Origin of the sequence: Maribacter sp. (genome assembly GCF_016744255.1) — a bacterium.
GTDB lineage: Bacteria > Bacteroidota > Bacteroidia > Flavobacteriales > Flavobacteriaceae > Maribacter_B.
The window spans coordinates 270-11,396 of the sequence record NZ_JADGES010000104.1 but is presented as its reverse complement, the minus strand read 5'-3'; the positions used below and the strand labels follow the sequence as shown (position 1 = coordinate 11,396).

Annotated in this window: 10 protein-coding genes; 3 read left to right on the top strand and 7 right to left on the bottom strand. The window is 33.0% G+C overall.

All coding sequences use genetic code 11. The features are described 5' to 3' along the window. From QZZ51_RS14195 to thiH, 3 genes are all read left to right on the top strand, one after another. Window positions 1-231 (top strand): thiamine phosphate synthase (locus tag QZZ51_RS14195; protein ID WP_291870807.1); only part of this gene is annotated, 231 nt, incomplete at its 5' end. Between the two features lie 10 nt (window positions 232-241). Then, the gene (locus QZZ51_RS14190) at window positions 242-1,018 is read left to right on the top strand and encodes a thiazole synthase (RefSeq protein WP_291870805.1); all 777 of its coding nucleotides are present in this window, start codon (window positions 242-244) and stop codon (window positions 1,016-1,018) included. 72 nt (window positions 1,019-1,090) lie between these two features. Beyond that, window positions 1,091-2,200: a 2-iminoacetate synthase ThiH gene (gene thiH / locus QZZ51_RS14185; RefSeq protein WP_291870803.1), complete on the top strand. Its 1,110-nt coding sequence runs from the start codon at window positions 1,091-1,093 to the stop codon at window positions 2,198-2,200. Between the two features lie 66 nt (window positions 2,201-2,266). Here the strand turns inward: thiH and QZZ51_RS14180 are convergent, their stop codons facing one another. The 7 genes from QZZ51_RS14180 to QZZ51_RS14145 form a co-directional block, all read right to left on the bottom strand. Then, a complete protein-coding gene (locus tag QZZ51_RS14180) occupies window positions 2,267-2,887 on the bottom strand; it encodes a response regulator transcription factor (RefSeq protein WP_291870801.1) in 621 nt (206 codons plus the stop codon). A gap of 640 nt (window positions 2,888-3,527) precedes the next feature. Further along, on the bottom strand, window positions 3,528-5,291 hold the full coding sequence (locus QZZ51_RS14175) for a type IX secretion system membrane protein PorP/SprF (RefSeq protein ID WP_291870799.1): 1,764 nt from the start codon (window positions 5,289-5,291) through the stop codon (window positions 3,528-3,530). A gap of 111 nt (window positions 5,292-5,402) precedes the next feature. Further along, window positions 5,403-6,650 (bottom strand): cell envelope biogenesis protein OmpA, encoded by a 1,248-nt coding sequence (locus QZZ51_RS14170; RefSeq protein ID WP_291870797.1) that lies wholly within the window; start codon window positions 6,648-6,650, stop codon window positions 5,403-5,405. A 104-nt stretch (window positions 6,651-6,754) separates the two neighbouring features. After that, complete coding sequence (locus QZZ51_RS14165) at window positions 6,755-7,252, bottom strand: small multi-drug export protein (protein WP_291870812.1); 498 nt, start codon at window positions 7,250-7,252, stop codon at window positions 6,755-6,757. 734 nt (window positions 7,253-7,986) lie between these two features. Next, the gene (locus QZZ51_RS14155) at window positions 7,987-8,478 is read right to left on the bottom strand and encodes a CIA30 family protein (RefSeq protein ID WP_291870795.1); all 492 of its coding nucleotides are present in this window, start codon (window positions 8,476-8,478) and stop codon (window positions 7,987-7,989) included. Between the two features lie 491 nt (window positions 8,479-8,969). Next, the gene (locus QZZ51_RS14150; protein WP_291870793.1) at window positions 8,970-10,421 is read right to left on the bottom strand and encodes an SDR family oxidoreductase; all 1,452 of its coding nucleotides are present in this window, start codon (window positions 10,419-10,421) and stop codon (window positions 8,970-8,972) included. 10 nt (window positions 10,422-10,431) lie between these two features. After that, window positions 10,432-11,058 carry a flavin reductase gene (locus tag QZZ51_RS14145; RefSeq protein WP_291870791.1) on the bottom strand — a complete coding sequence of 209 codons (627 nt, stop codon included), beginning with the start codon at window positions 11,056-11,058 and terminating at the stop codon, window positions 10,432-10,434. Between the last annotated feature and the right edge of the window lie 69 nt (window positions 11,059-11,127).

The window sequence follows — 11,127 nt, the reverse complement described above, 5'->3', positions numbered from 1 at the left end:
ATAATAGGCCGATTAGGATACCAAGTAATATTGGAAGAACTAAAAACGGATACGCCAATTATTGCTATTGGTGGAATTACAATAGATGATGTAAAAGGGATTTTAGAAACGGGTATTTCTGGGATAGCAATTTCCAGAGAAATAACACAAGATTTTAATAAAATAGGAGAGCTTCATAAACTATTAAATGCGGGAAATTCTTTAGAACAACGCTATAGTTTTGAAAAATAATAGATTAGGAATGAATGATATATTAACGATTGAGGATAAAACTTTTACTTCTAGGTTATTTACGGGTACAGGTAAATTCAGTAGTTCGCAGAAAATGAGAGAAGCTGTTTTAGCCTCAGATAGCGAGTTAGTTACGGTTGCTTTAAAACGAGTAGACGTACAAAATGAAAATGATGATATACTGGTGCATTTACAAGAAACTCATATCCATTTATTACCAAATACTTCAGGTGTACGCACGGCCAAAGAAGCAATTTTTGCAGCAGAATTAGCAAGAGAAGCTTTACAAACCAATTGGGTGAAATTAGAGATCCACCCGGATCCTAAATACTTATTGCCAGACCCAATAGAAACGTTAAAAGCAGCAGAAGAATTAGTAAAAAAAGGTTTTGTAGTCATGCCATATATTCATGCAGACCCAGTATTGTGCAAGCGTTTAGAAGAAGTAGGAGTACAGTGCGTAATGCCTTTAGGAGCGCCAATAGGTAGTAGTAAAGGAATAAAAACGATAGATTTTTTAGAGATAATTATAGAGCAAAGTACAGTTCCGGTTATAGTAGATGCGGGTATAGGAGCGCCATCTCATGCAGCCTATGCAATGGAATTGGGAGCAGATGCTGTTTTGGTGAATACGGCAATTGCAGTATCGCAAAACCCAATAGAAATGGCTATTGCATTTAAAATGGCAGTACAAGCTGGTAGAATGGCATACAATGCAAAACTAGCACCAGTGCAGAAAGTAGCAGAGGCCAGTAGTCCGTTAACTTCTTTTTTGAATAACTATTAGCTTTTGGCTGTTAGCCCTTAGCAAAAATTAATTAGCCAATAGCAAAAAGCTAACGGCCAAAAGCCAGAAACAATGTCTTTTAAAAACACCTTTGAAAAATATGACTGGGATACTTTGGAGGAAGAAATTTATGCTTTTACTTCTGTTGATGTTAAATTGGTATTGCAGAAGGAAGTAATTTCTTTAGAAGATTTTAAAGTTTTAATTTCTCCAGCAGCAAAACCATTTATAGAAGAAATGGCGCAGCGTAGCAATGCTATTACCAAGAAACGATTTGGTAACACCATACAAATGTATGTACCCATGTATTTATCTAACGAATGTCAGAATATCTGTACCTACTGTGGATTTAGCATGACGAATAAAATTCCTAGAAAAACACTTACAGATACCGAAATATTAAAAGAGGTACAGCATATAAAGAATTTAGGATATGATCATATTTTGTTGGTTACTGGCGAAGCTAATAGAACGGTAGGGGTTTCTTATCTTAAAAAAGCCATGGAACTTATTAAAAAGCATTTTTCTAATATTAGTATAGAAGTGCAACCATTAGACCAAGGAGAATATGAAGAATTAAAAGACGCTGGTTTATATGCTGTTTTGGTGTATCAAGAAACGTATCATAAGGAAACCTATAAAATACACCATCCTAAAGGGAAAAAATCCAATTTTGATTATCGATTAGATACGCCAGATAGGTTAGGGAAAGCTAGAGTGCACAAAATAGGGATAGGAGCTTTATTTGGTCTAGAAGATTGGCGTGTAGATAGTTTTTATACTGCCTTACATTTAAAATATTTGCAAAAAGCGTATTGGAAAACTAAATATTCTATTTCTTTTCCAAGATTACGTCCGCACGAAGGAGAGGTGCAACCAAAAGTAGAAATGACAGATTCCGATTTGGTGCAATTAATTTGTGCATATCGTTTACTAGATGAAGATGTAGAATTATCTATGTCTACCAGAGAAAGTGAAGTGTTTCGGGATAATATTATAAAATTAGGAATTACCTCTATAAGCGCCGAATCTAAAACAAATCCAGGAGGTTATAGTGTAGAACCACAATCTTTAGAACAGTTTCAAATATCGGATGAGCGTTCTACCGCAGATATTGCCAAAATGATTAAATCGCAGGGGTATGAAGTTGTTTGGAAAGATTGGGACAGAAGTTTTGTTTAAAATACCATAAAAAAGGACCCCTATTCTAAATACAAAAAATAGAGGTCCAATGGCACTCAGTCTATTTTACATATGCTGTAGCTTATATAAAGCTTCAGATTTACTGTTAACATTCAATTTTTCATATATGTTTTGAATATGGAAATTTACAGTACTCGTAGTAACAAATAGTTTGTTGGCTATATCTTTATATGTAGCTCCTTTACATAAATAATCTATTATTTGGTTTTCTCTACTAGAGAAGAAGGCATAGGTCTTCTTGCGAAAGTTTTGAATAATCTCTTTTACAATATCATGGCCCATTGCAGCCCCTTCTGACTTTATTGCGTGTAAAGCATTGTGGAGTCTTTTACTACTAAGAGGTTTGGTTAAATAACCATTTGCACCATTTTTAAAAGCTTTCTTTATAGTATCGAAAGAAGGGTTTTTACTTACCATGATAATCTTTACATCGACATCTTTCTTTTTAAATAATGCAATACTATCAATACCATTGGCATGTAATAGCTCTACTTCAGAAACTATAATATCTGGTTGGATACGGTCGTATTGCTGCAGTGCTTCTATGGCAGATGGGTAGATGGCTACTAAAAGGTAATCCTTATATTGTTTAAAATACTCTTTATATATAGCGTGGTAACTTGGGTCTTTTTCTAAAACTATTATTTTGTGCAATTCTGAGTTCATAATTTCTGTTTTTTAAAGGCTTGCATTTTTATCGGGGGGGACTAAAAATGCAAGCATTATTATAAAATGAGTTAATTAGTTAAAACCATTTAAAAATGGGCATAGCGTGTCCTTATCCAAGTAGTTGAGTGCCAGCTTGGGGTACAATTAAGGGTGTTTTTCTCCTATAGAGATATAGACTGATAGTACTATATGACTATGGCGTTATAGAAAAATGAAAGGATTATAATTGTCAGGATGCTATAAAATACCTACCAGATAAAGGAGAGGGAAAAATGCCTCTTTTTATGCTAGTATTTTTTTTAAGAAGTAACCAACTATAGTATTGGTTTTGGTAAAATTGGAGTCTTTTTAAGACACTAAATGTATTAGAGTAAAAATTTAATTCCATGTTTTGTGGGGGGATTTGGGGTTAAACATAAAATACGTATTCGCTTACCTAAATATAGTTATATATTGTCTTACTTGGGGTAAATTGCATGAATATTCGTTAAAATACACTATTTCCGTAGTCGGAAGCCCGTTTTTATCGATAAAGTGTAATCTTTTGTAGGTAGATAATAAAAAGGAGGGAAGTGTTACTCCCCCCGGAGACCCCTCCTTTTATCAGCACAAAATATTTTAGAAATTGCAATTAGTCTTAATCATTATAGTTGTTAGATGCTGTTGCCATTCTATTGTCAACTTGCATAATCCATTTTTCGTCATTGTATTTCCCATTTAAGTTAGATACAAATGCAGTTTCGGCATCTTTCTTATAGTTGTAATCTGCTAAATACACATAATACAATCCGTTTTCCTTGTTAAAGAATTGTTTAGCGTTTAGCCCTTGATCCTTTAAAGTATGTATAAAGGCATCTAAATATTTTTTTGTTTTATAAACATTAGCAATAACATAGTAGCCAGTTTTTACTCCTACTATATCTTCTTGATTAAGAACCTTAATGGGGAGTTTAACGTAACCCTTGGTTTCATGGTTGGCAAATGCTCGTACAGCTTTAGCAGGAGCTTTTTTAATTTTTTTAGTGATAGTAGGTTTTACGACAGCCAAACTACTGTAGCTCTTCTTAGTTGATGTAGCGGCGGGCGTTGGGGTGTTGTTTCTTTTTATTTCCGATTTTACCAAACGAGCTAAGGTTTTAAAACGTTTCTCTAAATCTGCATTCCTTGCAGCCTCAATAGAATCTTGTCTTAGAATTAGCGCATCTAATATTAGTCTATTCTCATAAGCTAAGTCTTTAGTTGAGGTTGCTAGAACCATAGATTTATGAATTGTATCTGTTTTTTGTGGTGTTAGTATTTTTTGTTCTATGTTAGAAGTTGTTTTTTTTATGGCTTGGTTTTCTGCTAGCATTTCTTTTTTGTCAGCAATAAGTTGTAGTATTTGCTCTTCGTAATTACGAATTATACCGTCTATTTTTTGGTCTTGCGAATTTTCTGTAAAAGCACCGCCATAGGTATTGTTATCTTTAAAAGTGTATGCTAAGGAAATTTCGTGGTTCCATCCTAGATTAGCTTCTTCAGTAGCTACATTTTTTTCTAATAAATACCCAAGAGACATTTTTTTACTCAAATTAAAACCAACTCCAGCAGAAATACCATGTACGGCATCATAGGTAGATTGTATCCATCCATAGCTAGGCATATCTAATAAAAAGGACCCCATATAGCTCAAAGAATTGTCTGTGTTTTGTCCTATTTGTATTAGAGGTAATAATCTAGCGTCTTTAAAAAGCCCTCTATTAGCGTTAAATGTATGTGTGTATTGTAAAGAGGTTTGTATGGTCTTTGTATTTAAGTTTGTACTAAAATCATTGGTGCTTTGGTTATATTTTAATAGGTCCGTAGCATATATACCAATATCAAACTTACCTATAGAGAGAGCCATTCCAGGTTGTATAGCAAGTTTGCTCTCTTTTTTAGAATTGAGTATTTGCCCATCATTTTGAGTCGCTACAATTCGGTTTTTATCTACTCCTTCATTATAGTATGTAATATTAGTACCAAAGGTCAGCTTGCTTTTTGCTCCTAATTGTACGGCTGTAGCGTAATTAGCATTAAAACCAAATTGTTGAACAACGCCAGACCATTGGCTATAAACACCAATTCCAAGGGCTGTTTTTTCATTAATTAAGTTACTAAATCCAAGAAAATAATTCTGACTATTGTCCTCGAAAGTGGAGTATTGATTACGGTGTAGAATATTTAAGTACGATTTATTTTCTCGTACCAAAGAAAAAGTAGGATTTATAAGGTATCGATTAAAAAATAACTGATTATGATAGCTATTGGTAGAGTTAGAACTACTACTTACTTCTTGTGCTTTTAAAAATGGGGTAAAGCATAATAATAAGATAATAATAAGAAAGTAACTCTTAATAATGGGGGGATTAGAAAGTTTCATAACACTAAAATTTAGGTTCTTCTGTGTAAATATCTGCCGCAGTACCATAGTTAATTGTGCTAAAACTAGGCATTGGGGAAAAGAATAGGTGGATGTTATCCTATTCTGGGGCTATTCGTCTTCAAAAAGGGAACTTGTATAATCTGTATTTGTGGCGTGTGTAGTGAGTACATCTATAGCATTAAAATCTAAATCTTCTTGGGGATCTTTTCTCTTAGGTTTTAGGGTGAAAGCTACGTGTTGTAATTTATCCTTGGAGTTACCACGATTGCTAACTACATAACCTTGTCCGTTGCCATTTAACGCAATAGCAAAATCGTCTTTATTGCTATTTATGGAGGTTCCTAAATTGGAAGCCCAACCTACTTTTTTCCGTTGTACTTGAACCATATATATATCTAGTCCACCAAAGCCTTTACGCCCGTCCGATGCAAATAATAAAGAAGTGCCATTTACAAGTTTAGGGTATAAATCATTTTTCTTGGTATTTACTTTAGCACCTAGGTTTTTGGCAATTCCGAAAGAGCCATCGGATTGCATATCGGAAACATAAATATCATACTTGCCAAACGTTCCAGGCATGTTAGATGCAAAAAATAAACGTTTGCCATCTGCCGAAACTGTAGGGTGTACAGAGGAATAGTGTTTTGGGCAAAGGGGTAGTTCTTTTATTTCTGTCCATTTTCCGTTCACCTTTTTTGCAGAATATGTTTTGTGTACAATCTGCATTTTAGAAAAAACTCCGATAGATGGTTTCATAGCTATTGGTTTACTAAAATAAGCCGTTTTTCCGTCCGCAGTAACCGATATTGGGGTTTCATAAGCATTGTTATAATCTATGCTTTTATCGGTAATATTCTTTAAATGGGCTTCCGGAAGCTTTTGTTTTAAAGTTTTATTTAAGGCAGAGGTGCTGTTGTTATTTAGAAAATCTAGTTTCCTAAAGCGTTTGTTTTTAGGGTTTTCATCTACTTCATAATCTTTCTTAATTTGAGATAACCAGTCCTTTTTAGAGTCTGTAGCAGCAATAGTAGGCATGCTCGTTTGGGAAAGTGCATGGGTAAAACGTTCTTGGTAAGAAGAAGATAGCCCATTTAATTTCTGTAGCTTACTATACCAAAACAAAGCGTTTTCATAGTTGTTAGATAAAAAATTAGCATTGCCCAAATCTTGGTAAATTTCAGCATCGCTATAGCCTATTTTTTTTAGTTCAGCGTATTGTTCTGCTTTAATATTCGTACGATACTCTAATTTTTTGGGACCTATTTGTTTTCTAGTTTCCTGAGCGCTAATCGTTGTAAAACTGCATAGGTAAATAATACATGCTAACGCTTTAATGTAGGTTAATTTGTGCTTCATTATTATGGGGGGTTTAATGTTATACCCCAAAGTTGCAGAAACATTTTGAAACGACTGTTAGCAAAAATTCATAGGTTTTTATGAATTTTTGCTAATTTTTAGAACTATGGTATAAAGGTGTAAAGATTAGGAAGGTTAAAAATATTTAAACTCTTCTCCATGGTTGCTACCGTAGTAGCCCAGATAATCACCGAAGAAATATAAATACCAATAGTATTGGCTAAAAAGGCTTTTTTCTTCTCAATTTTAAATAAATAGCTTGCAATACTACCTGCATAGACTCCTGTGCCAGGTATAGGAAGCATAACAAAGAAAATTAAGCCCCAAAAACCGTATTTTTTAATTTGATCACCAGAACCTTTTTTTGCTTTTCTGGCAACATATAGGGCCGCTTTTTTATAAAAATGCATGCGTAATAAGTACTTATTTATTTTTTCTAAAAAGAAAATCATAAGTGGGAAAACTAAAACATTTGCGCCAAAACAAACAGTAAAAACAAGGTACTTGTTTAGACCATGAATTAAACCATATGGAATCCCAACCTTTGCTTCACCAAAAGGAGAAATACTCCATAAAAAGGATATGATAAAATCTTCAATCAAATTGTATTCTAATTTAGAAACTGCGAAGCTAATACACAAGATTCATATTAAACACTTTTAAGTCTTAAAAATTCTTTAAAAAAAATGATACTTACCTTTTTATAGATTAACAGTATTTTTTCTTAGCCAAAAGGAAGGTCTGTAATTTTTATTTTCATCTTTAGGGTCAGGTTTTATAGGGTAATAAGCGTAATAGAATACTATGGATAATTTTTTAAACCTACAAATAGTATAAATATGTTTCTGTTTTTTATGAGATACTCTTTAGAGTAAAAGGGATATAACCCCTGTTATTTTAAAATAGTACTAGAAAGCAATTCCATGACAGCAAGGGCGGATTTTTATCTTGTAATAGCAACGTTCAAGGAACCATTGAATTGAGTGTCTCCTGTAAGAAAAACATTAGTTGTTAATCTCGTTTCGGAAGCATGCATTTTCATATTGTAATTCTTTTAATTAAGGTAGATCTATAGGTGATGCTTCTGAGATTAAGACATTTTACGAACGTAATTTTGGAATCAATTTTTTACTGACGGAAAAAATTTATGTTAAAGGAAGTAAACAGCATACTTTTTGTAAGTATTTGGTTATTAGTAATTTGAGTAAAAATAAAAATTCTAGCGTGAAATGGAATTTTCAAAAATATTTGGTCAATTAAAATGGAAATTTATTAAATTACTATTTTTCAATTACTAAGCCTATGAGTTCTAAAATAACAAAACATTTGTAATAGTCTATTGTAAAACGACAGTATCTATCTCTAGTTTAAAAGACTCTTCTTTTTTGTTTCCAATTAAAAAAGCTATTTCTTCTAGGTGTTCGCTATTGTAATTTCCAATGTTTAGTTTGCGACCTCTAAAGGTTGGATACATACTAGATAAGGGGATTTCTATAGTTTGCCAATCTGTAGAACTATTAAAATACGTAACATAAGAATAGCCGTTAGATATTTTATCTTTTATCCGGAATTGATATCTTTTTCCATCACCCTTCACCTTTAAAATGATTTTGGAATAAGATTTTGTGTTTATGCTATTAGAACGGTATCTAACAGACGAAAATCCGCCATTGTTTTCTAAGGAAATGCGGCCTTCAAAAACGCCACTTCCTTCTAGGTTTACATAGATTTTTGCTAAGGATTTACCACCCATTACCACATCATTAGCAATGGTCCAGTCTGTGGTTTCTGTTTTTTTACTAAAATTGAAAATTGTAGTTGTTTGCATAGTGGTTACTATTAGAAGGAGTAAAAGTATAGGAGGTGTAATATTAGGTGCTCTTTATGAATGTTTAGTTTTACGCGTCGTAATACTCTAGTTGTAAAGAATCGTTTTTTTAATCTACCATCTTTTTAATAAATTTGTTATTGTCTTTGTAGTTTTTATTCTTCTTGAGCCTTATGAAATTTCCGTTAGAATGTATGCAAAATGTTTGCGAGCTGTATGTGACTAAACGATAATAGGGTATTATCTAAGAATACCAATCTAAGCCATTGGTAAAATGCAGGATAACCCCTTTAGGGCTTAATTCAATAATTTGTATAGTTGATTGCGATTGCGGTAGAATTTAGGTTTTTTGGTTCCAGTTTACCACTAAATTCAGCAATCATTAATCTGCTAGAAGCATTACCGCCTAATTTTATTTTTTTAAAAACGAAAAAGCCTCGCCTACAATAAAATTACTCTCTTTTGTATATTCTTTGTTGGTGCGTGTTGTATTAAATAACATTGGTGTTTTTTTGTTCATCTGTGAGTTTGCGTAGCATTCCTTTAAAAATAAGACCATGGAAAGGTAGTACGGCATACCAATATAACCGTCCTGATAGTCCTAAAGGTCTAAATGTAGCGGTCTGTATTAATGTATTATCTACCATCTTAAATTCTAACCAAGCTTCTCCAGGTAGTTTCATTTCGGCAAACAATAAAAGTCTTCCTTCTTTTTTATTTGCATAAAGAACACGCCAAAAATCTATAGAATCTCCTGCTATTAATGCGGTGTCATTAGTTCTTCCTCTTCGCAAACCTACACCTCCAAAAAGTTTATCTATATAGCCCCTTACTTTCCATAACCAAGTGGCATAATACCATCCTTTTTTTCCGCCGATACTCCATATTTTAGAAAGGCAATCCTCTTTGTTTTTATAGATTTTAGACCTTTTATCTATAAAACACCCAAACGTGGGGACCTCTATAAAATCTGAAATTACGATATCTATATTACCGCTACTAAAGGCATCTTTCCAGCTAGAAGCAATTTCATTACTAGCGATTTTTACAAAAGCTTTATCTAGGCACTCTCTATAAGAAAGCGGTGTAATTTTTAAAATTTCGGAGAGGTGATTATTCTCACAAATAACTTCGACTTTCATGCTACTTACCAATGCAATGGCAAGCTTATAGGAGGTAGAAGTAACAAAATATAACCAGTATGAGGATAGCTTCGGGGTCATTACTGGTATGGTAATTATAGTACGTTTTAAGTTTCTTTTTCTGCTAAATTCTAACAACATTTCTTTGTATGTCAAAATATCTACACCTCCTATATCAAAATTTTTGTTACGTACTTTGGGATGAAATAAAGACTTTATTAAAAAAGCTAAAACATCGGTAATACCAATGGGTTGGCACTTTGTGTTCAACCATTTAGGAGTAATCATTAGGGGTAGTTTTTCCACAATGTCCCTGATAATTTCAAAAGAAGCGCTCCCAGAACCAATAATAATACCAGCTCTTAAGGTGGTAAAATCATAACTTCCTTTTGTTAATTCATTTTCAACATTCTTCCTAGAAGACAGATGTTTAGATAATTTTTTATCATTTACAATACCACTTAAATATATAAGATGTTTGGTGTTTGTTTTTTCCAGTGCTTTTCTAAAATTAACAGCACATTGTAATTCTAATGCTTCATAATCATTAGAACTAGACATGGAGTGTATTAAGTAATATGCACCATCTATATCTTCAGGAATATTATCAAGAGTAGCAGGCTGTAATAAATCTAGTTTTATAACGGTAATATTTTTCTTGAGTATTTTTGGCGGTGTAAATCTATTTAAATCCCGAACACCGCATACTACATGGTATCCTTGTTCTATAAGAACAGGAAGAAAGCGTTTGCCTATATAGCCAGTTGCTCCCGTAAGTAATATTTTCTTTTGATTCATCATTACTAATTAGCTAAAATTTAGGAGCTTCACTAACACGTGCATACGGATAGCTTGCTATTTTTTTTATTTTATAATAACTATTTAATCCAGAAATACCCACGCTACTGGTTTGTTCAAGGTCAATATTATCTTCAATAAATGCGGTTTCAGGAATTATAAGATGTTCTATTTCACCAATAATAAGAACAGTCCCATTTAATTTAATATCTACGGCTTCTTTAAATCGCATTCCTATTTTAAAAGTACTCTCTTTTACAAAAGGAGCATTAAAATCAGCAATATATTCTTCTGTTAAGTTACAACATTCAAATTCAGATATGTCTTTATCAAATTTAGCAGAAGTATGATGAGCTTTTTTTATAAATTCTGGATGGATATGATTAATGGTGTATTCTTGGTTTTCTTGAATATTGCGGTAGGTATGCCCAACTTCTGTTGTTCGTGGTCTAGAAATAAAACCTAGAAGAGCAGGGTCGCTTCCAAGATGAACAACAGAACTAAAAACAGCTACATTAGTGTCTCCGTTACTAGAAATAGTCCCAATAAGGTTCCCTGGTTTTATGCCACTAACCGAATTTATAATTTTTAAGCGCGCTACCTTGTCCATGGCTTTAATCGCTTCTTTGGTATACTGCATCTTATTTTTTTTGTTTACGTGTGTGGCTAAAACTCGTTGCTTATCAGCCTAGATTTAGTTTAAGCAGAT

Coding starts and splice junctions, on each gene's coding strand:
- QZZ51_RS14145 (WP_291870791.1), bottom strand. CDS start 11,058: ATGCAGTATACCAAAGAAGCGATTAAAGCCATGGACAAGGTAGCGCGC.
- QZZ51_RS14190 (WP_291870805.1), top strand. CDS start 242: ATGAATGATATATTAACGATTGAGGATAAAACTTTTACTTCTAGGTTA.
- QZZ51_RS14180 (WP_291870801.1), bottom strand. CDS start 2,887: ATGAACTCAGAATTGCACAAAATAATAGTTTTAGAAAAAGACCCAAGT.
- QZZ51_RS14150 (WP_291870793.1), bottom strand. CDS start 10,421: ATGATGAATCAAAAGAAAATATTACTTACGGGAGCAACTGGCTATATA.
- QZZ51_RS14170 (WP_291870797.1), bottom strand. CDS start 6,650: ATGAAGCACAAATTAACCTACATTAAAGCGTTAGCATGTATTATTTAC.
- thiH (WP_291870803.1), top strand. CDS start 1,091: ATGTCTTTTAAAAACACCTTTGAAAAATATGACTGGGATACTTTGGAG.
- QZZ51_RS14155 (WP_291870795.1), bottom strand. CDS start 8,478: ATGCAAACAACTACAATTTTCAATTTTAGTAAAAAAACAGAAACCACA.
- QZZ51_RS14175 (WP_291870799.1), bottom strand. CDS start 5,291: ATGAAACTTTCTAATCCCCCCATTATTAAGAGTTACTTTCTTATTATT.